Genomic DNA, 20,472 nt, shown 5'->3' with positions numbered 1-20,472 from the left:
TGCAGGCGCGGCATCGACCTTGCAATGTGCCGCCCATGCAGGATTTCGATTTCGCCATTGTCGGCGCCGGCATTGCCGGCGTCTCCGTCGCCTATCACCTCGCGCCCCATGCGAAAGTGATCATCCTCGAGCGCGAAAACGTGCCCGCCTATCACACGACCGGCCGGTCGGCCGCGCTGCACTCGGAGACCTATGGCAGCGCCCAGATCCGCGCCATCACGGTCGCCTCGGGCCGCTTCTACCGCAATCCGCCGGCCGGCTTCTCCGACCATCCCCTGCTGACGCCGCGCGGCGCGCTGGTTGCGGGCCATGCCGGACAGGAAGCCGCCGTACGCGCCGCAGCCGCCGAGTATGCGAGCCTCGTGCCGTCGGTGCGCTGGCTGGAGCCCGCCGAGGTCCTGCGTCGCCTGCCCATCCTCAAGCCCGAGGCCGCGGGCGGGGGCGCCGTGTTCGAACCCGAGGCCGACGACATGGACGTGGCCTCGATCCATGGCGGCTTCCTGAAGGGCGCGCGCGCCGCGGGCGCGGTGCTGCGGCTCAATGCCGAAGTCCTGGGACTCGCCCGCCTCGACAGGCTGTGGAACGTGACCCTGCGCGACGGCGAAGTCATTCGCGCGGCCAACATCATCGACGCCGCCGGCGCCTGGGCCGACGTACTGGGCGGCCTTGCCGGCTGCGTGCCGATCGGGCTGGTGCCGAAGCGGCGCACCGCCTTCACCTTCGACGCGCCGCAGGGCCTCGATCTCGGCCCCTTGCCGATGCTGATCGACTTCGACGAGAGCTTCTATTTCAAGCCCGAGGTCGGGCAGTTCCTGGGCTCGCTCGCCGACGAGACGCCCTCGCCGCCCTGCGACGCCCAGCCCGAGGAGATCGACGTCGCCACCGCCGTCGACCGCATCGAGACCGCGAGCACGCTGCAGATCCGCCGCATCAAGAACAAGTGGGCAGGCCTGCGCTCCTTCGTACACGACAAGAACCTGGTCGCGGGCTACGACCCGAAGATCGAGGGCTTCTTCTGGCTGGCGGGCCAGGGCGGCTACGGCATCCAGACCGGCTACGCCGCCGGCCAGCTCGCCGCCGCCCTGGCGCTGGGCAAGCCCCTCCCCGCCGAAGTCGCCGACCTCGGTGTCACGGAGGACTCGCTTTCCCCTGCGCGCTTCGCGGTGGAGTGATTCATGTTCCTCTCCCCCACTCGGGGGGAGAGGTGAATGAGATGCTTCGTGGGATGACACGGGAATCGAGCCTGACTATGGTCGCCCGCGCGGGGCCCCCGTGGCGGAATTGGTAGACGCCAGCGACTTAAAATCGCTTGATCCGAAAGGATCGTGCCGGTTCGAGTCCGGCCGGGGGCACCAACGGTGCGTCCTACGAATTTGCCTTCGGACTTCCCCGCAAGCTTGCCAAGCGAGCGGCATCGCGGCTTGAGGCAAACGCCGCGATCCGGATCGATTCCGCCATGATCGCCGCCTTCTTCTTGCCGTTCGAGTAGAAGGCGTTCTTCAGATAGGTCAGTTGCTCGTCCAGCTGCTTGCCCTTGACCGGGTCGCCGGCGGCAACGGTCGCAATGACGATCTTCATGATCTGAAACAGCGCTTCCTCGTTCTCGGTGAGGATCGCGCTGGCCGCCTTCTTGCTGTCCTCAGACATGGGATCCTCGCCTGTTGGGGCCAGACTTCTAGCCGGCGTACCCCATCTGCGAAAGGGATCAGCACAGTTCACTGCTGGGGGCGCGCCACTGGAGTGGCAGGTCCCCAGCCTATTCCCTGTAGTGACAGGCCGCCCAATGGCCCGGGCGCTTCTCCTCGAGGACCGGAGAGCGCTGGCTGCAGTCGGGGCGCGCGATCGGGCAGCGGGTGTGGAAGTGGCAGCCGGACGGCGGGCGGATCGGGTTGGGGACGTCGCCTTCCAGCATGATGCGCTTGCGCTTGATCGTCGGGTCGGGAATCGGCACGGCCGACAGCAGCGCTTCCGAATAGGGATGGATCGGCGTGTCGTAGAGTTCCGCTGCCGGCGCGATCTCGACGACGCGGCCGAGATACATCACCGCGATACGCGTCGAGATGTGCTCCACGACGCTGAGGTCGTGGGCGATGAACAGGTAGGTGAGGCCGAACTGCTCCTGCAGGTCCTCCAGCAGGTTGATGACCTGGGCCTGGATGGAGACGTCGAGCGCCGAGACCGGCTCGTCGCAGATCAGCAGCTTGGGCTCGACGGCGAGCGCGCGGGCGATGCCGATGCGCTGGCGCTGGCCGCCCGAGAACTCGTGCGGGAAACGCCGCATGTGGTCGGGCCGCAGCCCCACCGTTTCGAGCAGCTGCACGACGCGATCCTCGAGCTCCTGCCGCGACTTCACGAGCTTATGGATGGTCAGCGCCTCGCCGATGATCGCGCCGATCGTGAGGCGCGGGTTCAGCGACGCATAGGGATCCTGGAAGATGATCTGCATGTCGCGCCGCATCGCCTGCAGCTGGGCATGGTTCATCTTCATGACGTCCGCGCCCTGGAACCAGACTTCGCCGGAGCTCGGCTCGATCAGGCGCAGGATGCAGCGGCCGGTCGTCGACTTGCCGCAACCGGATTCACCCACGACACCCAGGGTCTCGCCGGCCTTGATGTCGAAGCTGACGCCATCGACGGCATGCACCTTGTCGACGACGCGCGAGAGGATGCCGCCGCGGATCGCGAAGTGCTTGCGCAGGTCGCGCACGGACAGGAGCGGCTTGGCGGCATCCGCGGCCAGAGCGGCGGTCGAAGCACTCACGGGACCGATCACGGGTGCGCTCACAGCACGCACCTCACGTAGTGGCCGGGCCCGACCTCCTTGAGCGGCGGCACGGCCTGGGTGCAGAGATCCATGGCGAACTTGCAGCGCGAGGCGAAGCGGCAGCCCGGCGGCGGATCTAGCAGGTTGGGCACGGTGCCGGCGATCGCCTCCAGCCGCTGCTTCTTCTCGGCCGAGCGGTCGACGCGCGGGATCGAGCGGATCAGGCCCTGGGTGTAGGGATGCCGCGGATTGCCGAACAGCGCCTCGACCGGCGCCTCCTCGACGACCTTGCCGGCATACATGACGGTAACCCGCTGGCAGGTCTCGGCGACGACGCCCATCGCGTGGGTGATCAGCATGATGGCCATGCCGAACCGCTCCTTCATCTCCTGCATCAGTTCCAGGATCTGCGCCTGGATGGTGACGTCGAGGGCGGTGGTGGGCTCGTCGGCGATCAGCAGCTTGGGCTGGCAAGAGAGCGCCATGGCGATCATGACCCTCTGGCGCATACCGCCGGAGAACTGGTGCGGATAGTCGTGCACGCGGCGCTGCGGGTTGGGTATGTTGACCAGCCGCAGCATCTCCGCCGCCGCCGCCAGCGCCTGCTTGCGCGACAGCTTCTGATGCAGCTCGACCACCTCGGCGATCTGGTCGCCCACCGTATAGACCGGGTTGAGCGAGGTCATCGGCTCCTGGAAGATGATCGCGATCTCCTTGGCGCGGATTTTGTCCATCGCCTCGAGAGACAGCGGAATCAGGTCCCTTCCCTGCCACAGGATCTGCCCGTCCTCGAACCGGCCGGGCGGCATGTCGATCAGCTTCAGCACCGAGCGGGCCGTGACGGTCTTGCCGCAGCCCGACTCGCCCACGACGCCCAGCGTCTCGCCGCGGTCGATATGCAGGTCGACGCCATCGACGGCGCGTACCATGCCGTCGTCGGTCTTGAACCAGGTCTTGAGACCGCGAATGTCGAGCAGAGGTTCAGCCACGCTACACCCGTCCTAGAGAACACGCCGCGGATCTAGCGCGTCGCGCAGTCCGTCGCCGATGAAGTTGATCGCCAGCACGGTGATGAAGATCAGCGAGCCGGGAAACAGCGCCCAGTGCGGCGCGATGTCGAGATAATCCTTGGCGTCGCGCAGCACGCTGCCCCAGGTCGGTACGTCCGACGGAAAGCCGAGGCCGAGGAACGACAGCGTCGACTCGGCGATGATGGCGGCGGCGATGTCGATGGTCGCCACCACGATCACCGGCCCCAGCGCGTTGGGCAGGATGTGCTGGACCACCTGGCGCAGCTTCGAGGCGCCCAGCGCGCGGGCCGCCTCGACGAACTCCTTCTCGCGCAAGGAGAGGAACTGCGCGCGCACCAGGCGCGCCGCCGACATCCAGCGCGTGCCGCCGATGACGGCGACGATCAGCACGAAGGCACCGCCCTCGACTCCCAGCACGCCCTTCACCGGCTCGCGGAAGAGATAGATGACCAGCAGCAGCAGCGGCAGCTGCGGCAGCGACAGGAAGAGGTCGGTCACCCACATCAGCGCCGCATCGACCCGGCCGCTCGACATGCCGGCGATGGCGCCGACCAGGACACCGAAGAAGATGGCGACGACCATCGCCGCGACGCCGACCGCGATCGAGATGCGGCCGCCGTAGATCAGCCGCGCCAGCAGGTCCTGGCCGAGATCGTCGGTGCCCAGCGGATGGCTCCAGGACGGCCCCTGCAGCTTGGCAGCGAAGTCGATCTCGTTGATCGGCACGCGCCAGATGAACGGGCCGGCCAGCACGCCGAACACGATCAGGAACAGCGCAAAGGCCGAGAACAGGGCCATCTTGTGCCGCCGGAAGCGGCGCCAGGCCTCGTGCCAGGGCGAGAAGCGCTGCGCCTTGCGCCCGCCGGGCACAGCGGCCGGAGCGCTAGCGGAAAGCGATGCGGGGGTCGAGCCAGCCATAAAGGATATCTGCAATGAGGTTGAAGATGACGACCAGGCAGGCCGAGACGAAGGTAACGCCCATGACGACAGGTGTGTCGTTCGAAAGCATCGAGGTGATCAGCAGCGAACCGATGCCGGGCACGCGGAAGATCTGCTCCGTGACGACCGCGCCGCTGAAGACGATGGGCATCTGCAGCGCGACCAGGGTCACGACCGGTATCAACGCCGTGCGCACCACGTGCCGGGTGATGACCTTGCGCTCACCGATGCCCTTGGACCGCGCCGTGGTGACGTAGTCGAGGCGGATGACGTCGAGCACCGAGGAACGCACGAAGCGCACCAGCGCCGCTCCCTGGAACAGCCCCAGCACCGTCACCGGCATGATCGACTGCTTGATGTGCTCCCAGTAGAACGCCCAGCCGGTCGCGTTGATGTCCGCCCGGTAGACGAACGGCAGCCAGTCTAGCTGGATCGAGAAGACCAGGATCAGCACCAGGCCGGTGAAGAAGGTCGGCAGCGAGAAGCCAATGAAGGCGAAGGTGTTGGCGATCTGGTCGAACAGCGAGTAGGGCCGCGTCGCCGCCAGCACGCCGACCGGGATGGCGATGGCGATGGCCAGGATTTGCGACGCGCCGATGACGACAAGGGTCACGGGCAGGCGCTGCAGGATCAGCGTGCTCACGTCCATGCGGCTGACGAAGGAGAAGCCCCAGTCGCCCTGCAGCAGGGCGATCAGCCAGTGCCAGTAACGCATCCAGATCGGGTCATCGAGACCGAACTTGGCACGCAATGCGGCACGCACCTCGGGCGGAACCGCCGGGTTTGTCGCCAATTCGTCGAAAGGATCTCCGGGCGCCATGGCCAGGAGGGCGAAGAGCACGATGCTGATCCCGAGCAGACTCGGGATCATGATCAGGAGCTTCCGGATTACGTACTGCCTGCTCACGCGATGGACCTGCAAAAAGGAAAGCCCTCCCCGCGCGTGGCGGGGAGGGCGTTTTCGGACTTAGGCGTCCTTGAACCAGTCGCTGAGATCCGAGGTGTTATTGTCCCAGCCGCTGATCTGGCAATTGAGTTTCGAAGCCTGCGCCGAAACCGTCGGGCGCTGCACGATGCCCATCACGATCTGGTTCTGGACGGCGAGGTCGTTCAGCTTGATGAACGACGCGGCCCGCTTGACGGGATCGAGTTCCGCCTCGGTCTCGCGGTAGAGTTTGTCGGCCTCCGGGCTCTGCCAGCGGGTGATGTTGCGGCCCTGCCACTTGTTTTCCTTGGTGGCAGCTTCCCACGAGACGAACTGCAGCATGTGCGTGCCCGGATCGGGCTGGCCCATGGTCGTCGTGTACATCTCGAGGTCGGTGTAGAACTTCGTGTAGGTGTCGGGATTGGCCACGTCCGACGAGAAGAACACCGAGGCCGTCACCGACTTGAGCTCGATGTCGATGCCGGCTTTCTGGGCCGCCTGCTTGATGATGGCCTGCGTCTTCTGGCGCGGCTGGTTGATCGAGGTCTGGTAGACGAACTTGAGCTTCTTGCCGTCCTTGGCGCGGATGCCGTCGGCGCCCTTCTTCCAGCCCGCCTTCTCAAGGATATCGTTGGCCTTGTCGACGTTGAACTCGATGGGGTTGTTCTTCGAATCGAAGCGCGACGGACCGTAGAGAAAGTTGCGCGTCGCCGGACCGGTGCGGCCGTAGATGTGATCCTGGATCGACTTGTTGTCGACCAGCAGCGCCAGGGCCTTGCGGACTTCGGGGTCGCTCAGCGTCGGGTGCTTGGTCTTCAGGCTGGAGCGCTCGCCGTCGACTTCCGTCCACGGGTCGGTCGTGTTCATCAGGAAGAACTCGATGTTGCCGCCGGGCGTGATCGAGACCTTGCCCTTGCCACCCTTCTCCAGGCGCGTGAGGATCTCGTCCTCGACCTGCAGGTTCCAGGCGAAATCAAACTCGCCGGTCTGCAGCACCGCGCGCGCCGCCGAAACGGCATCGCCGCCGCCCTTCATTTCGACCGAGTCGAAATAAGGCTTGTTGGCCTGATGGTAGTTCGGGTTTGCGACACCCGTGACCAGGTCGCCCGGCTTGAAGTCCTTGAACATGTAGGGACCGGTGCCGACCGGCTTCAGGTTGGTGGGTGCGTCGCGCGACTTGGCGCCGATGAAGTCGGCGAACAGGTGCTTGGGGATCAGCATGCCGCGCGTGCCGACGAAGGCATCGGCCCAGAACGGAGTCGGCTTCTTGAACTTCACCCTGACGGTGTACTGGTCGACCTTCTCGACCATGACATCCTGGTAGGACGCGATCGTATAGGCGGCCGTCGCCGGGTCCTTGGCATATTCCCAGTTGAACACGACGTCGTCGGCCGTAAAGGGCTTGCCGTCGTGCCAGGTGACGCCCTGCTTCAGCTTCCAGGTCACCGACAGGCCGTCGGCGGAAAGGCCGCCATTCTCCTTGGTCGGGATCTCGGCCGCCAGCTTGGGCTTGAGGTTGCCGTCGCCATCCCACGCCGCCAGCGGTTCATAGAACAGGCGCGAACCGTCCTGATCCTTGGTGCCGACCGCGAAATGCGGGTTGAGGAGCGTCGGACCCTGCCACCAGAGCAGCTTGAGCGGGCCGCCGCCGCCGCGCTTGGTCGGCTTGTAGGTCGAGGGGCTCTGCGCCATCGCCACGCCGGAATGCATGAGGATCTGGCCCGCGGCCGGGGCGCCGATGCCCACCGCCATCATCGCCTGCACGAAACCACGTCGCGAAAGCTTGCCGGCCTTCACCTTGCCGATGAGGCCTCGCAGTTCACGTTCGTTCATTTCAAAACTCCCAAGATCGATGCCCTTCCCAATGCCGCCCTCGCTATGCTGCAAGATGCGTGCAATCCTTGATCGTTACAGGCTGTAACGCCGCAGTCAACGACAGCACTTGCTCCGGGGGAGGCATTGGATGGCTTGGATATCTCTTTTCCTGGCGGGACTTTGCGAAATCGGCTGGCCCGTGGGGTTGAAGCTCGGCTGGACGGATGAGGGAATCCGGCCCGGATGGCTTCTCTTTGCCGCGGTTGCCATCGTGGTGAGCGGCGCGCTGCTTATGTGGGCACAACGCACCATCCCGATGGGCACTGCCTACGCAATCTGGACTGGTATCGGTGCCGTGGGCGCCTTCACCGTGGGCATCCTGGCCTTCGGCGATACCGCCTCGACGATCCGCATCGTCTCGATCGCCCTCATCGTGGCCGGCATCGTCGGCCTCAAGCTCGCCTGAGGGGACACAGGATGAGGATGAAGGACAAGGTGGCGTTGGTGACCGGCGCCGCAAGCGGCATGGGCGCAGCCACCGCGCGCCTTTTCGCCCGCGAGGGTGCAAGGGCTGTCGTCGTGGCGGACGTACTCGACACGGACGGCGAGGCCGTCGTTAGGGAGATCCGCAGAGCTGGCGGCACGGCGACCTATATGCATCTCGACGTCACAAAGGAAGATGAATGGCAGGGCGCCGTCGACCAGACGGTCGCCGCCCATGGCGGTCTCAACGTGCTGGTGAACAACGCCGGAATCTCCGGCTCGGCGGCCGAGGACCTCTACGATACGGCGCTGTGGCACAGGTTGATGGACATCAACTCGACCGGCGTCTTCCTCGGCATGAAGTACGGCATCGCCGCCATCCGCAAGAGCGGCGGCCCGGGCTCGGTGATCAATCTGTCGTCGATCTCGGGGATCGTCGGCCAGTCCTACATCCATGTCGGCTACAACGCCTCAAAGGGCGCCGTCCGGCTGATGACCAAAGCTGCTGCAGCGCAGCATGGGAAGGAAGGCATCCGCGTGAACTCGGTACATCCGGGGCTGATGCCGCCGATGCGCACGTCCGGCCGCACCGCCGATCCGGTGGAGCGCGCCAAGACCTTGAAGGGCGTGCCGCTTGGCCGCGCCGGAGAGGTCGACGAAGTGGCCAATGCCATCCTGTTCCTGGCATCGGACGAGTCTTCCTACGTCACCGGCGCGGAGCTGGTGGTCGACGGCGGCTGGACGGCGGTCTGACGTGGCGGAAGACCGCAAGACCGTCGCGCCCTGGAAGGTGCTGGAGTCGAAATACAATTACCGCGACCGCTGGCTGGCGCTGCGCTCCGACACGGTCGAGCTGCCCAACGGCCGCGTCCTCACGCCCTTTCATGTCATCGAGCAGCCCGACTGGATCACTGCGATCGCGATCACCCGCGACGGCAACATCGTCCTGGTCGAGGAATATAGGCACGGCGCGACAGAGATCGTGATCGAGCTGCCGTGCGGCGTTCAGGAAGGGCCGGGCGAGCCGGTCGAACAGGCCAGGCGCGAGCTGCTGGAAGAGACCGGTTTCGCGAGCGAGGAGTGGCACCCGCTCGGCTCCTTCTTCGCCAATGCGCCGCGGCTCGACAACCGCGTGCACTGTTTCGTGGCCCTAGATGCGCGCAAGGTCTCCGAGCCCCGGCTCGACGACGGCGAAGTCATCGTCACACACGAAGTGCCCTTTCCCACCTTCCTCGAGGAACTGCGCGACGGGCGCCGCACCCTGCACGGTTTCCAGAGCGGCGCGATGTGGCTGCTGCACACCTTCGCGCGCAAGACGCGGGACAGGCGGCTGGCGGCGCTGTTGGACTAGCTACCGCCGCAAATCGCGCAGCCGACCCGCGATGGCGCAGACCATGAAGCCGCCGATCAGCGAGATGTGCTCCATGGCGACGCGGAAGTGCGGGGTGCGGGCAGGTTCCTGCATCGTCCAGAAGGGATGGGCGAGCACGATGGCGACCACGAGGAAGCCGCTCAGGATGCCGCAGCCCAGCCACAGCCAGCGATCGAGCAGGATCAGCAGCGAGCCGACCAGCAAGGTCACGATCAGCACGACGTTGAGGAAACCGGCCGGCTCGAGGCCCAGCGTCTTGAGTTCGGCGACGCTGTGCTCGAAGCCGATCAGGTGCGCGAGACCTGCACTCCAGAAGACGAAGGTCAGCACCAGCCGCGCCACGAACCAGCCGATGCCGCTGTCCAGGAAAGCCGCGATGACGCGCGGAATGTCATTACGTCCCATAGGTTTATTCCTCCCCCGAGATGATGCGGCTGGACCATAAAGCGACAAGCTGCCCCCTTCCACTCCGCCTCCTTTCATGCGTAATTCAGCCATGATTCGCAAAAGACCCGACCGGGGCTGGCGCGCGGCGGCTTTCGCCGTGGCGTTGTTTGCGATCACGCTCAACTTCTTCCAGCCGCTGGCCCATGCCGTCCTGATGCGCGACGGCGGGCCCGACGCCGCCGCACGGACCTGGGGTGTCTTCTGCCTGCCCTCCGCCGGCGAAGACGACGCGCAGGCGCCCGGACAGCCGGCCGGCAAGATCCACGAATGCTGCCTGGGCCTCGCGCACGCGCCGATGCTGGGCGAGCCTTCCGATACCGCCTTCCTGCTCGTCGAGCCTGTTGCCGGAACGATTGTCCTTGCAGCAGACGATGAAGCGCTCGCTCCCGTCGGCATCCGCGACGGGCCCAACCGACCACGCGGTCCACCCTCTCCCGTCTGACGCCTGAACCCGCGACGCACCATGCCGTGCGTCGCGTTCGTCTGTCATTCGTGGGGAAGTCTTCATGCTGTCCGTTCGCGTGGCCACGGCCACCGCCTTTGCAGCCCTCGGGCTGATTCCGTCGTTCGCCTGCGCGCAGGATGCGCCGCCAGCCGCAGCTCCGGCACCCGCCGCAAGCCAGCAACCCGTTTCGCTGCCGCCGATCACGGTCAGCGCGGGTCGCGGCTCCGACCTCCAGAAGCTCGACGTCAGCACGACCGTGATGAGCCGGGAGCAGATCCAGGCCACGCCCGAAACCGGCGTTGACCAGATCGTGAACCGCATCCCCGGCGTCTGGCTGCCCACCATCCCGACCGGCCAACTCCATCCGACCGCCCAGCCCGTCAACATCCGCGGTTTCGGCACCAGCACCACGATCAACACCCTGATCATGGTCGACGGCGTGCCGGTCAACGATCCCTACTTCCGGACCATGAACTGGAGCACCATCCCCAAGAATTCGGTCGAGCGCATCGAGGTCATCCGCGGCGGCGGCGCCACCAGCCTGTGGGGCAACATGGCGATGGGCGGCGTGATCAACATCATCACGCGCGAACCGACGAGCACCGCGGCCTCGGCCGATACGAGCTACGGCAGCTACAACAGCTCCACGGCGGAAGCGGCCGGCAGCTACGTCGTGAACGACAAGGTCAAGATCGGCGCGAGCTACAATCACGCCCAGAGCTCGGGCTACAACCTCACGCCCGCCCAGTACCGCAACGCCAATCTCGTCGCGACGGCGTCCAAGGCCGACAACATCGCGGGAAGCGTGTTCCTGACGCCCAACGAGAATCTCAAGCTCTTCGCGAAGGGCTACTGGAACCAGACCTTCGAGGACGGGCTGGTCTGGACCTACGCCCACAACAACTGGTCGACCTACCGACTGCTCGCGGGGGGCAGCTACAAGTTCGACGAGAACCAGTCGCTGAACTTCAGCGGCTGGCTGAGCGGCGGCTCCTTCGGCACCATCAACGTCGGCAGCGGCGCCTACACGCTGAACAACATCGGCGCCACCAACCAGTATGTCAGCCAGATCGAGGCCGCGCCCAATTCCGACATCGGCGGCTCGGTCTTCTACGAGGCCAATTTCGGCCCGCTGCGCGACGTCAAGGTCGGTGTCGACGCCCGCCGCACGATGGTGACGGACTACAACAACCTCTATGCCAACGTGTCCGCCAACCCGACGACATTCATCGTGAACGGCGAGCACCGCTTCCAGGGCATCTTCGGCCAGGGCACCTATCGCTTCACCGGCATTCCGATCGACATCACGGTGGGCGTTCGCGGCGATTTCTGGCAGGCGATGAATGCCAGTGTGCTGACGACGAACTCGAGCAACCTGAACGTCGTGCCGAACGCCAGCGCGGCGAGCTTCGACCCGCGCATCGGCATGAAGTTCTATGCCAGCGACGAGCTGACCCTGCGCGCCGCGATCTACCGCAATTTTTCGGCGCCCGGCATGAACCAGATGTACCGGGTGTTCGCCAGCGGCACGAGCTACTCGACGATCAATCCAAACCTCCAGCCGATGACGAACTTCGGCCAGGAGGTCGGCTTCGACTTCGAATGGAAGGGCTTTACCCTGTCGGGCACCTACTTCAACAACAACCTGAACAACTTCATCGACTACATCACGGTCTGCAACACCAGCCCGGCCTGCGCCGCGCCCTATGTCGGCGCGGCCGGCCTCGGCGCCAACTTCACGACGGTCCGCCAATACCAGAACGTGGGCAATGCCACCTTCCAGGGCATCGAGTTGATCGCCACCTGGCAGCCGTTCGAGCAGCTGCGGCTGACCGGCGGCTTCACCAGTACGAATGCCTATCTCACCAGCTCGGTGAATCCGACGCTGGTGCGCACCGGCGTCCAGCTCGGACAGGTGCCGGCCTACATGTTCACCGCCGGCGTCGAATGGCGGCCGATCGAGACCCTCGTGCTGACGGCCGCACTGAAGTCCTTCCCGCAATACTGGAACGACACCAACCATACGCAGCTGAACGATGGCGCGACCCTCATCGACCTCGGCCTGCGTTGGACCCCCGTGAAGGACGTCGATATCTATGGCAGCATCCAGAACCTGACGAACGTCCAGTACCTGGCGCAGGGCTACACGCGGACCTCGTTCGAGGGCTCGACGGTCGCCCCGTCCGCCATCCCGCAGCTTGGCATGCCGCTGACTGCCACCGCCGGCCTGAGGGTGAAATTCTGATGCGCGCTCTTCTCGCTCTGGCCATGCTGATGCTGGTCGCCGGCTCCGCCGCCGCCCAGCATCAGCACCAGCACGGCAAACCGGCGGCCTCGCCGGAGGCCTTCACCGCCACACCGGCCTTCGGCCCGGACGGTACCCTGTGGCTGGTCCGCGCCATGGCCGACAAGATCGTCGTCGTGCGCTCGACCGACCTCGGCAAGACCTTCTCCGAGCCGGTCGCCGTGACGCCCCAGCCGATGAACCTCGACTGGGGACCCGACGCACGGGCCCGCATCGTCGTCGATCCGAAGGGCGGGCTGGTCGTGACCTTCGCGATCTTCCAGGATCGCAACTTCAACGGTCGCGCTTTCTATTCGCGCTCACGCGACAACGGCGCGAGCTTCAGCAAGCCGCAGCCGATTACCGCCGATCCCACCAGCCAGCGCTTCGAGACCGCGGCAGTCGACCCGTCGACGGGCCGCGTCTTCGCTGCCTGGCTGGACAAGCGCAACGTCGCCAAGGCGCGCGCCGCCGGGAAGCCCTATCCCGGCGCCGCGCTCGCCTATGCCTGGGAGGACGGCGAAGCGGGCTTCGGCCCGACCTCCATCGCCCTCGACAATACCTGCGAATGCTGCCGCCTCGGCGTCGCCTTCGCCGGCCCCGGCAAGCCCGCCGTGGTGTTCCGCAACATCTTCCCCGGCTCGATCCGCGACCACGGCGTCGTCACTTTCAAGGACGAGAAGACTCCCGGCCCGGTGCGCCGCGTCAGCGCCGACGAATGGAAAATCGAGGCCTGCCCGCATCACGGGCCGACCATTGCGATCCTTCCGAACGGCTCCTATCACGTCGCCTGGTTCACCGACGGATCGGCGCGCAAGGGCTTGTTCTATGCCCGCGCCGACAACGGCGACACGCCGTTCGGCGCGCCGCGAGCACTGTCGGCACCCAGGCGCCAGCCGGCGCGTCCCTATCTGCTGGCCAACGGCACCGCCCTCCACCTGGTGTGGAAGGAGTTCGACGGCACCAAGTCGATGGTGCGCTGGCAGGTGAGCCGCGATAGCGGCCGCACCTGGAGCGATCCGCGCACCGTCGCCGATACCGCGGACGCCTCCGACCATCCCCTGCTCGTCGCCAACGCCGGCCGCGCCTATCTGTCGTGGCTCACCAAGGCTGACGGCTATCGCCTGATTCCGCTGGAGGACCAGCCATGATCCGCACGTTCCTCCTCGCCCTCGTGCTGAGCCTCGCCTCGGCCGCCGCACAGTCCGCCGACCTTCAATCGTTCGGCCGTGGAAGCTGGTCCAAGCTGCGCGCCGCCCATGACGGCCAGCCGACCGTCATCCACTTCTGGGGGCTGACCTGCGCCCCCTGCCTCGTCGAAATGCCGGAATGGGGCAGGCTGCGCAGCGAGCGGCCCGATATGCGCCTCGTCATGGTCGCCGCCGATCCGGTGCCGCAGGATCCGGCGCGAGTTGCCGACATGCTGGCGCGCGCCGATCTCGGAAAGGCCGAGAACTGGGCCTTCGCCGACCGTTTCAATGAGCGGCTGCGCTACGAGATCGATCCGGCCTGGGCGGGCGAGTTGCCACGCACGATGCTGATCGACCGCGACGGCAAGGAGACTGTCCTCACAGGAGTCGCTGACCTCGCAGAGGTCCGCGCTTGGCTCGACGCGCAGAAGACCCGCTGAACCAATTCCATCAACCAACCCACCAGGAGTGCCATCATGACAAGCCGCCGTCTCTTCCTCGCTGCCGCCTTATCCCTCATCGCGCTGCCGGCAACGGCCGAGGATTACAAGATCGGTTCGATCGAAATCACGACCCCCTGGACCCGCGCCACGCCGCCATCGGCACGCACCGGAGGTGGATTCATGATCATCACCAACAAGGGGACCGTCACGGACCGGCTGGTCGCCGCGCGCAGCAATACATCGGACAAGGTCGAGATCCACGAGATGCAGATGGACGGCAACGTGATGCGCATGCGCGAGTTGAAGAATGGGCTCGAGATTCCGCCGGGCGCCACCGTGGCGTTGAAGCCCGGCGGCTATCACATCATGTTCATGGAGCTGAAGGCGCCGCTCGCCAAAGACGCCAAGATGCCGCTGACGCTTGTCTTCGAGAAGGCCGGCAGCATCGACATCCAGCTCAACGTCGAAGCGATGGGCGCCATGCCGCACGGCCACGGGAAGAATTAGCTGAATTCGTCGTCCTGAGCGAAGGCGCCCAAAGGGCGGCGAAGTCGAAGGACCTCTTTTCCGACGCACGATGTGACGAAGCGAAAAGAGATCCTTCGGCTACGCTGCGCTCCGCTCAGGATGACGGAGCTGATTCTTTCTACATCGCCTTAAGCAGCTCGACGGCGATCAGCACCATGCCGATGACCGACACGAACCAGGCCAGCGTGCGCAGCCAGGCGATGCCCGCGACGTAGATCACGGCATAGGCGACCCGGCCCCAGAAGAAGATCGCCGCGCCCATCGCCGTCATGGCGTTGGCCTTGCCGGCCACGGCGGCGATCAGCACCAGCGCCGCGAACAGCACCATGTTCTCGACCATGTTGAGATGGGCTCGCTTGGCCCTTCCCGCCCAGCCCTTGATCTCGGGCAGGCCCTCGCGGTTGCCCGCGAGCGTGTTGAGACCAACCGCCTGGTTGGCGCCCATGGCCGCCACCAGCATCTGCACGAACGTCAGGATCACGGAAAAGAGGAGGTACTTCAGGTCCGGAGACATTGGCGTTTCTCCCATTATCGTTATTTGGTCCCGAAGAGACGGTCCCCCGCATCGCCGAGCCCGGGAACAATATACCCGTGGTCGTTGAGTTTTGCATCGATGGCTGCCGCGAAGACAGGCACGTCAGGATGGACCTCGGCGAAGGCCCGCGCGCCCTGCTCCGAGCCCAGCACGCAGATGAACTTGATCCGCTTGGCGCCCGACTCCTTCAGCCGGTCGACCGCCGCGATGGCCGAATGGGCGGTGGCCAGCATCGGGTCGCAGACGATGACGTCGCGATCGGAAATGTCCTGCGGGATCTTGAGGTAGTATTCGACCGCCTGCAAAGTGCGCGGGTCGCGATAAAGCCCGACATGGCCCACCCTCGCCAGTGGCACGAGGTCGGTGACGCCCTCGGCGAGGCCGAGACCGGCGCGCAGGATCGGCACAACGACCAGCTTCTTGCCGTCGAGCAGCGGTGCGTCCATCGCCTCGATCGGCGTCTCGATGCGCGCCTGCACCATCGGCAGGTCGCGCGTGGCGTCGTACCCCAGCAGCAGCCCGATCTCGCGCAGCAGGCGGCGGAAATTCGTGCTCGAAGTCGCCTTGTCGCGCAGCTTGGTGAGCTTGTGCTGAACCAGCGGGTGCGTCACGACATGGATCGAGTGCGGCAATGACATCGTCTTCTTCTCCCCAAAAACCCTAGAACACCGTGCCGTCGCTTTCGACGGTGATGGGCGGGCCGCCGCCCGGGCGGCGCTCCGCGGCCAGCCTGCGTCCCGCAAACCACGTGCCGGCTTCCAGCACCTTCACTAGCGGCAGATGCGCGGCATCCATCCCCAGATGCAGGCGGACATGCTCGGCGATCCGGTCGAGCAGCGCCACGGTGAGCGCACGCCATTCCACGATCGCCTCGTCGCCCGGCGCGAAGCTCTTCTCCAGCAGCACGCGCTGCTTGGGCTGGAGCGCGCCGGCATCGACCAGCAGACCGCCGTTGCGATACTCCGGCAGCCCCGTCAGCGCATCGAGCGCCACGACCTTGAGTCCCGTGCCCTCGATCGGCTCGACCAGCGAATAGCTCATCCATTGCGAGAGCTTGTGGAACGGCACCAGCCCGACCACCGGATGCTCCCACACGTCGCCGCGCGGCGAGGGCCAGATCGGCGACAGCTTGTCGAGTACGGCCGCCAGGATGGCTTCGGCCTTTACCTCGCCGCCCACTGCATTTGCCACGACGATGTCGAACAGCGCGCCCGGCCGCTCCAGTCCGACAGTGCCCAGCCTGCGCAGCAGTTCGGCCCTGCCTTCCAGGCCCAGCAGCGGATTGTGCGCCTTCACCTGGAAACCCATGGCGATGTCCATGGGCGTGAGCTGCGCCAGGCGCTCGGCATCGACCCTTAGCGGATCGCCCGTGGCGTCGCGGCTGAAGGCGCCGTTGGCGAACATGTGCAGGCTGGCGACGCCCAGCCCCTCGGAGCGCGCATAGGTCTCGCCGGTGCCGGGCTCGCGATAGCTCCAGGTCGCGCCGGCGCCGGCATCGAGCAGGACGGACACGACAGCAAGGTCCATGCGGCGCCGCGCGATCTCCTCGGCCGGCAGATGCTTCAGCCGCTCGGCCAGGGCCTTCCAGCGGTCACGCCCACCCGACTCGAAATGCCGCCAGCGCGAATGGAACGGGATCGCCGCCGGATCGGGAAAGCGCTCGCGCGTGACGGCAAGCGTTGCCTGCACAGCCGTTTCAAGCCCGTTCGGGTCGAGCTGGAACCACTGCGACTGCCCGTCCTCGACATACTTGAGGACCTTCGCCGCCCGTTCGCGGATCGCGGCGGGCGTGCGCAGATAAGCCAACGAATCACTCATCGAGGCCACGCCCCTTGGCCCGCGCCAGTTCGTTCGAACCGGGCTTGGTGGGGCTGAAATAGCCGGCCGCCTTCTTGGCATCCATCTCGACCAGCGCGTCGGCGGGGATCAGGTGCTCGGGGATCGGCACCTGCTCGACGATGTCGATGCCCTGCTCCCGCAGGGCGTCGGACTTCATGTTGCTCATCGAGGCAAAGCGGTCGATACGGCTGATGCCGAGCCAATGGAAGATGTCGGGCATCAGCTCCTGGAAACGCATGTCCTGAACGCCCGCCACGCATTCGGTGCGGTTGAAGTATTGCGCCGCCGAATCGCCGCCGGGCTGCCGCTTGCGCGCGTTGTAGACGAGGAACTTGGTCACCTCGCCCAGCGCGCGGCCTTCCTTGCGATTGTAGATGACGACACCGACGCCGCCTTTCTGCGCCATGTCGATGCAGATCTCGATGCCGTGCGCGAGATAGGGCCGGCAGGTGCAGATGTCGGAGCCGAACACGTCCGAACCGTTGCACTCGTCGTGGAGGCGGCAGGCGATCTTCGTTTCGGGCTTGCCTAGTTTCGACACGTCGCCGAAGAAGTAGATCGTGGCGCCGCCGATCGGCGGCAGGAACAATTCGAGGTCGGGCCGCGTCACCAGCTCGGTGTACATGCCGCCGGTCTGCTCGAAGAGCGTGCGGCGCAGGTCCGTCTCCTTGACGCCGAAGCGCTCGGCGATGCCCGGCAGCCACCAGACCGGCTCGATCGCGGCCTTCGTCACCTTCACGTCACCGGTGCCGCTCAGTATGTCGTTGTCGGGCTTCAGCCGGCCGGCCGCCAGGGCCTCCATGATCTCCGGCATGTTCACGTGCGCCTTGGTAATGGCGATGGTCGGTCTGATGTCCCAGCCCGCCGCCAGCTTGTCGGCGAAGACCTCAGAAACCAGGTGGCCCCACGGGTCGAGCGACACGATCTTCTTCGGATCGAACCAGCTCTCGAACGGCCCGATGCGCTCGGCCGGCGAGGTGTTGGTGAGGTCCGGCCGGTGGTCGGCCTTGAGCTCCTGCGCCGCGATGGCGAGCGCGCGATAGATGCCGTAGCTACCAGAATGGACGCCGATGACGTTCCGCCGGGAGGTAAGGCCAACCGTGCCGACGACGGGCCCGCGGACCGCAGGATCGCGCGCGCCCCAGACGACCGGCGGGGCCGGCTGGCCGCCCTGGCTGGGATGCGTGTTCAGTCTGATGTGCGCCATGTGCTTTCCGGTCCTCCGGGAGCGGGAAAGCGAGGAAGCTTACAGCGGGGAGATGACCAAAGGAAGACGCTGGTGGAACCGGTTAAAGGCGTATGGAACGAACTTTCACGCGCCGTGACGAAGGGCGATGTTGCCCAAGATTGCCGCTCTGGCGCTTAGTTTATTTCCCGCCACCACCGCCGCCATCGCCCCCACCGCCATCGCCGATACCGGCATCGCCACTACCCGCATCGCCATAATCGTGCACCTCGCCTCCACCGCCACCGGAAAACTCGACCGAGAATCCGCCCCAGGAAATGCCTCGATTCAGGTTCGTGTCGTCCGTCTCCGGCCAAGCCCTGGCCATGAGCCCCGTCGCGATGGAACCAGCAAACGCGCCGGCAAGGAGGCAACCGACCCAGGCGTCGCCGTTCTCCGCCAAGGGGTTCACGACATAGACTATGGCCCGCGCCACGCTGGCGACTACTGCAACGAGCATCGGTTGAAGAAGCAAGGAGGGGATTACGATCTTGCGCTTCATTGCCTGCTATGGCCCTCGGAGATCGGTGGCTGCCAACGCCGACGCCATCGCAACCATTGCCCCCCGTCCTGCGCGATAGAAGTGCGAATCTCTTCCATCATGCTACCGGACATTGCCCGAAGATCCGGCCAAAAGCGAGGCCGCTCCCGGCCTATCCCTTTGCCGCCAGGTCTATGGCGCGTCGGTACATCGTCATCGCCGCCTCGGGCGTGTTGTAGCCGGCGTGCGCAGTCAACGTGGCGTTGTCGAGCTCGAGCAGCGGTTCGTCGGGAGGCGTCGGCTCCTTGCCGAAGACGTCGGTTGCGTAGTGACCGATGCGACCCAAACGCAGCAGGTCGACCAGCGTCGGCTCGTCGACGATGCCGGCCCGTGCGGTGTTGACGATCAGGACGCCCGGACGGGTCTTCTCTAGCTTCGCGCGGTCGAGGAAGCCACGCGTGGCATCGTTCAACGCGAGGTGCAGGCTCACGATGTCGGACTGCGCCAGGAGCTCGTCGATCGTCACCATGGGCACGCTGGCGCCCGGAACGGGCGAGCGGTTGTAGGCGATCACCTTGAGGCCGACGCCTTGGGCGATGCGCGCCATCTCCCGACCGATGCCGCCCAAGCCTACCACGCCCAAAGTCTTGCCCTTTAGTTCCATGCCCTGCATCGGCCGCCACCCGCCGCCGCGCACGATGACGTGCATGGTCGCGATGTGGCGGGCTGCGGCGAAGACCAGGCCCATCGCATGTTCGGCGACCGTGGTGTCGCCGTAGCCGCCGATAGTCGAGACCTTGATGCCAAGCCGTTCCGCCGCCGCGAGGTCGACGAAGCTCGCGGCCCCCGTGCCGAGGAAGACGATGTGCTTCAGCCCGGTACAGCGCCTGAGCGTGGACTCGCTGAAATAGGTCGCGTCATTGATGACCGTGTCATAGCCCTCGACCCGGCCCGGCACCTCCTCCTCAGGGACCGGCCCCATGCCGACCACGATCGGGATGTCCGTCGCGCCATGAACCTGCTTCCATACGCGATCGATGTCCGGCGTCGAATCGATGAACAGTGTCTTCGGCAGGATCGTCCTCCTCAGGCTATCCCGACGATAATCCGCAGACCGCAACCCGTCTGCCAAGGCACAAAGAGACGAACCGGCACCCCTCCTCGGTGGCCCGGCAATTTCCGTATCCGGACCGTAATTTTTCAAGGTTGCGCCGCTACTGCAATATATTTAGCTTCCGCCCCCGATGTGTGTGGGTGGGCCGGTGTGGGGATGCCGGACCCGTCAGTTCGAAGTCGGGGAATGACCGAGGAGCTGGACATGAAAATGCTCGTCGCGGGCACCGTCGCGCTTGCAGCGGTGGCCGCCGTCGCTGCCGGAACTATCGCCTATTCGCAGCAGTCGCCCGGCTCCAAGCCGGCCCCGGCGCAGACTGCGGGCCAGCTTCCGGCCCAGGCCCAGGCCCAGGCACCGGGTCAGGCGCCCTCGTGCCTGACGCAATACACACCGATGCCGGGCCAGTCCGCCATCACGATGATCAGGGTCGGGTACGAGATCAAGGCGGCGGTGCCCAACGGCCTCTGGCTGCAGAAGGACAAGGACGTCTACTACTGCAATTCCGGCCGCCCGATCGAAGGCGATGTGCAGTGCTGGCAGATGCGCGAGGTCACGCACTGCTGACCGGGTCCGCGTAAACGGGCATGCTGGCTTCCAACACAAGATGGAGGA

General features: G+C 65.8%; 23 protein-coding genes and 1 tRNA gene. 11 read left to right on the top strand and 13 right to left on the bottom strand.

The window, feature by feature from the left end; all coding sequences use genetic code 11:
• Nucleotides 1-35 precede the first annotated feature (35 nt).
• Both Q0Q48_RS19400 and Q0Q48_RS19395 read left to right on the top strand, forming a co-directional pair.
• Nucleotides 36-1,172 (top strand): FAD-dependent oxidoreductase, encoded by a 1,137-nt coding sequence (locus Q0Q48_RS19400; protein ID WP_295141185.1) that lies wholly within the window; start codon nt 36-38, stop codon nt 1,170-1,172.
• Nucleotides 1,173-1,266: 94 nt separating this feature from the next.
• A tRNA-Leu gene (locus Q0Q48_RS19395) sits at nt 1,267-1,355 on the top strand.
• A 10-nt stretch (nt 1,356-1,365) separates the two neighbouring features.
• Here Q0Q48_RS19395 and Q0Q48_RS19390 read toward each other — a convergent pair.
• The 6 genes from Q0Q48_RS19390 to Q0Q48_RS19365 all read right to left on the bottom strand — a co-directional run bounded on the left by Q0Q48_RS19390 (nt 1,366) and on the right by Q0Q48_RS19365 (nt 7,492).
• Entirely contained in the window at nt 1,366-1,647 is a 282-nt protein-coding gene (locus Q0Q48_RS19390) for a hypothetical protein (RefSeq protein ID WP_295141183.1), read from the bottom strand.
• Nucleotides 1,648-1,756: 109 nt separating this feature from the next.
• Nucleotides 1,757-2,761, bottom strand: a complete 1,005-nt coding sequence (locus tag Q0Q48_RS19385; protein ID WP_295141180.1) for an ABC transporter ATP-binding protein — start codon at nt 2,759-2,761, stop codon at nt 1,757-1,759.
• Between the two features lie 20 nt (nt 2,762-2,781).
• Nucleotides 2,782-3,693: an ABC transporter ATP-binding protein gene (locus Q0Q48_RS19380; RefSeq protein ID WP_295141487.1), complete on the bottom strand. Its 912-nt coding sequence runs from the start codon at nt 3,691-3,693 to the stop codon at nt 2,782-2,784.
• A gap of 72 nt (nt 3,694-3,765) precedes the next feature.
• Nucleotides 3,766-4,713 (bottom strand): ABC transporter permease, encoded by a 948-nt coding sequence (locus tag Q0Q48_RS19375; protein WP_295141177.1) that lies wholly within the window; start codon nt 4,711-4,713, stop codon nt 3,766-3,768.
• On the bottom strand, nt 4,679-5,641 hold the full coding sequence (locus tag Q0Q48_RS19370; RefSeq protein WP_295141174.1) for an ABC transporter permease: 963 nt from the start codon (nt 5,639-5,641) through the stop codon (nt 4,679-4,681). The genes Q0Q48_RS19375 and Q0Q48_RS19370 overlap by 35 nt, the downstream gene beginning before the upstream one ends.
• Before the next feature lie 60 nt (nt 5,642-5,701).
• Complete coding sequence (locus Q0Q48_RS19365; RefSeq protein ID WP_295141171.1) at nt 5,702-7,492, bottom strand: peptide ABC transporter substrate-binding protein; 1,791 nt, start codon at nt 7,490-7,492, stop codon at nt 5,702-5,704.
• Nucleotides 7,493-7,622: 130 nt separating this feature from the next.
• Here Q0Q48_RS19365 and Q0Q48_RS19360 point away from each other — a divergent pair, with 130 nt between their 5' ends.
• From Q0Q48_RS19360 to Q0Q48_RS19350, 3 genes are read left to right on the top strand one after another with little or no spacing between them, the layout of a single operon-like run.
• On the top strand, nt 7,623-7,940 hold the full coding sequence (locus tag Q0Q48_RS19360; protein ID WP_295141141.1) for a multidrug efflux SMR transporter: 318 nt from the start codon (nt 7,623-7,625) through the stop codon (nt 7,938-7,940).
• Between the two features lie 11 nt (nt 7,941-7,951).
• Nucleotides 7,952-8,710: a glucose 1-dehydrogenase gene (locus Q0Q48_RS19355; RefSeq protein WP_295141138.1), complete on the top strand. Its 759-nt coding sequence runs from the start codon at nt 7,952-7,954 to the stop codon at nt 8,708-8,710.
• Nucleotide 8,711: 1 nt separating this feature from the next.
• A complete protein-coding gene (locus Q0Q48_RS19350; protein WP_295141135.1) occupies nt 8,712-9,308 on the top strand; it encodes an NUDIX hydrolase in 597 nt (198 codons plus the stop codon).
• Here Q0Q48_RS19350 and Q0Q48_RS19345 read toward each other — a convergent pair whose 3' ends face one another.
• Entirely contained in the window at nt 9,309-9,734 is a 426-nt protein-coding gene (locus Q0Q48_RS19345; protein WP_295141131.1) for a DoxX family protein, read from the bottom strand.
• A 91-nt stretch (nt 9,735-9,825) separates the two neighbouring features.
• On the opposite strand from Q0Q48_RS19345, the gene Q0Q48_RS19340 reads away from it, so the two are divergent.
• The 5 genes from Q0Q48_RS19340 (at nt 9,826) to Q0Q48_RS19320 (ending at nt 14,645) form a co-directional block, all read left to right on the top strand.
• Entirely contained in the window at nt 9,826-10,218 is a 393-nt protein-coding gene (locus Q0Q48_RS19340; RefSeq protein ID WP_295141128.1) for a DUF2946 family protein, read from the top strand.
• Nucleotides 10,219-10,282: 64 nt separating this feature from the next.
• On the top strand, nt 10,283-12,466 hold the full coding sequence (locus Q0Q48_RS19335) for a TonB-dependent receptor (RefSeq protein WP_295141126.1): 2,184 nt from the start codon (nt 10,283-10,285) through the stop codon (nt 12,464-12,466).
• On the top strand, nt 12,466-13,656 hold the full coding sequence (locus tag Q0Q48_RS19330) for an exo-alpha-sialidase (protein WP_295141123.1): 1,191 nt from the start codon (nt 12,466-12,468) through the stop codon (nt 13,654-13,656). Before Q0Q48_RS19335 ends, Q0Q48_RS19330 begins: the two co-directional genes overlap by 1 nt.
• Nucleotides 13,653-14,135, top strand: coding sequence for a TlpA disulfide reductase family protein (locus tag Q0Q48_RS19325; protein WP_295141120.1), 483 nt, complete (start codon nt 13,653-13,655; stop codon nt 14,133-14,135). The genes Q0Q48_RS19330 and Q0Q48_RS19325 overlap by 4 nt, the downstream gene beginning before the upstream one ends.
• Nucleotides 14,136-14,171: 36 nt before the next feature.
• Nucleotides 14,172-14,645, top strand: a complete 474-nt coding sequence (locus Q0Q48_RS19320) for a copper chaperone PCu(A)C (protein ID WP_295141117.1) — start codon at nt 14,172-14,174, stop codon at nt 14,643-14,645.
• 139 nt (nt 14,646-14,784) lie between these two features.
• Here Q0Q48_RS19320 and Q0Q48_RS19315 read toward each other — a convergent pair whose 3' ends face one another.
• From Q0Q48_RS19315 to Q0Q48_RS19290, 6 genes are all read right to left on the bottom strand, one after another.
• Nucleotides 14,785-15,180, bottom strand: coding sequence for an MAPEG family protein (locus tag Q0Q48_RS19315; RefSeq protein ID WP_295141114.1), 396 nt, complete (start codon nt 15,178-15,180; stop codon nt 14,785-14,787).
• 20 nt (nt 15,181-15,200) lie between these two features.
• Complete coding sequence (gene upp / locus Q0Q48_RS19310) at nt 15,201-15,839, bottom strand: uracil phosphoribosyltransferase (protein ID WP_295141110.1); 639 nt, start codon at nt 15,837-15,839, stop codon at nt 15,201-15,203.
• Between the two features lie 22 nt (nt 15,840-15,861).
• Nucleotides 15,862-17,019 (bottom strand): URC4/urg3 family protein, encoded by a 1,158-nt coding sequence (locus tag Q0Q48_RS19305; protein ID WP_295141107.1) that lies wholly within the window; start codon nt 17,017-17,019, stop codon nt 15,862-15,864.
• Nucleotides 17,012-18,247: a GTP cyclohydrolase II gene (locus Q0Q48_RS19300; RefSeq protein ID WP_295141104.1), complete on the bottom strand. Its 1,236-nt coding sequence runs from the start codon at nt 18,245-18,247 to the stop codon at nt 17,012-17,014. Before Q0Q48_RS19300 ends, Q0Q48_RS19305 begins: the two co-directional genes overlap by 8 nt.
• Nucleotides 18,248-18,407: 160 nt before the next feature.
• Nucleotides 18,408-18,767 carry a hypothetical protein gene (locus Q0Q48_RS19295; protein WP_295141101.1) on the bottom strand — a complete coding sequence of 120 codons (360 nt, stop codon included), beginning with the start codon at nt 18,765-18,767 and terminating at the stop codon, nt 18,408-18,410.
• A 151-nt stretch (nt 18,768-18,918) separates the two neighbouring features.
• A complete protein-coding gene (locus Q0Q48_RS19290) occupies nt 18,919-19,878 on the bottom strand; it encodes an NAD(P)-dependent oxidoreductase (RefSeq protein ID WP_295141100.1) in 960 nt (319 codons plus the stop codon).
• A gap of 186 nt (nt 19,879-20,064) precedes the next feature.
• Here Q0Q48_RS19290 and Q0Q48_RS19285 point away from each other — a divergent pair, with 186 nt between their 5' ends.
• Nucleotides 20,065-20,424: a hypothetical protein gene (locus Q0Q48_RS19285; protein ID WP_295141098.1), complete on the top strand. Its 360-nt coding sequence runs from the start codon at nt 20,065-20,067 to the stop codon at nt 20,422-20,424.
• Nucleotides 20,425-20,472 lie beyond the last annotated feature (48 nt).

This window comes from uncultured Reyranella sp. (assembly GCF_945957355.1).
In the GTDB taxonomy this organism is placed as follows: Bacteria; Pseudomonadota; Alphaproteobacteria; order Reyranellales; family Reyranellaceae; genus Reyranella.
The sequence above is the reverse complement of the archived record's forward strand: the minus strand, read 5'-3'. Positions and strand labels throughout refer to the sequence as shown.

Bases quoted from the DNA above. Each gene is read 5' to 3' on its own strand.
- Q0Q48_RS19325 (WP_295141120.1), top strand. From the start codon at position 13,653: ATGATCCGCACGTTCCTCCTCGCCCTCGTGCTGAGCCTCGCCTCGGCC.
- Q0Q48_RS19345 (WP_295141131.1), bottom strand. From the start codon at position 9,734: ATGGGACGTAATGACATTCCGCGCGTCATCGCGGCTTTCCTGGACAGC.
- Q0Q48_RS19380 (WP_295141487.1), bottom strand. From the start codon at position 3,693: ATGGTACGCGCCGTCGATGGCGTCGACCTGCATATCGACCGCGGCGAG.
- Q0Q48_RS19400 (WP_295141185.1), top strand. From the start codon at position 36: ATGCAGGATTTCGATTTCGCCATTGTCGGCGCCGGCATTGCCGGCGTC.
- Q0Q48_RS19335 (WP_295141126.1), top strand. From the start codon at position 10,283: ATGCTGTCCGTTCGCGTGGCCACGGCCACCGCCTTTGCAGCCCTCGGG.
- Q0Q48_RS19360 (WP_295141141.1), top strand. From the start codon at position 7,623: ATGGCTTGGATATCTCTTTTCCTGGCGGGACTTTGCGAAATCGGCTGG.
- Q0Q48_RS19390 (WP_295141183.1), bottom strand. From the start codon at position 1,647: ATGTCTGAGGACAGCAAGAAGGCGGCCAGCGCGATCCTCACCGAGAAC.
- Q0Q48_RS19305 (WP_295141107.1), bottom strand. From the start codon at position 17,019: ATGAGTGATTCGTTGGCTTATCTGCGCACGCCCGCCGCGATCCGCGAA.
- Q0Q48_RS19330 (WP_295141123.1), top strand. From the start codon at position 12,466: ATGCGCGCTCTTCTCGCTCTGGCCATGCTGATGCTGGTCGCCGGCTCC.
- Q0Q48_RS19295 (WP_295141101.1), bottom strand. From the start codon at position 18,767: ATGAAGCGCAAGATCGTAATCCCCTCCTTGCTTCTTCAACCGATGCTC.
- Q0Q48_RS19355 (WP_295141138.1), top strand. From the start codon at position 7,952: ATGAGGATGAAGGACAAGGTGGCGTTGGTGACCGGCGCCGCAAGCGGC.
- Q0Q48_RS19315 (WP_295141114.1), bottom strand. From the start codon at position 15,180: ATGTCTCCGGACCTGAAGTACCTCCTCTTTTCCGTGATCCTGACGTTC.
- Q0Q48_RS19285 (WP_295141098.1), top strand. From the start codon at position 20,065: ATGAAAATGCTCGTCGCGGGCACCGTCGCGCTTGCAGCGGTGGCCGCC.
- Q0Q48_RS19340 (WP_295141128.1), top strand. From the start codon at position 9,826: ATGATTCGCAAAAGACCCGACCGGGGCTGGCGCGCGGCGGCTTTCGCC.
- Q0Q48_RS19375 (WP_295141177.1), bottom strand. From the start codon at position 4,713: ATGGCTGGCTCGACCCCCGCATCGCTTTCCGCTAGCGCTCCGGCCGCT.
- Q0Q48_RS19365 (WP_295141171.1), bottom strand. From the start codon at position 7,492: ATGAACGAACGTGAACTGCGAGGCCTCATCGGCAAGGTGAAGGCCGGC.
- Q0Q48_RS19300 (WP_295141104.1), bottom strand. From the start codon at position 18,247: ATGGCGCACATCAGACTGAACACGCATCCCAGCCAGGGCGGCCAGCCG.
- upp (WP_295141110.1), bottom strand. From the start codon at position 15,839: ATGTCATTGCCGCACTCGATCCATGTCGTGACGCACCCGCTGGTTCAG.
- Q0Q48_RS19320 (WP_295141117.1), top strand. From the start codon at position 14,172: ATGACAAGCCGCCGTCTCTTCCTCGCTGCCGCCTTATCCCTCATCGCG.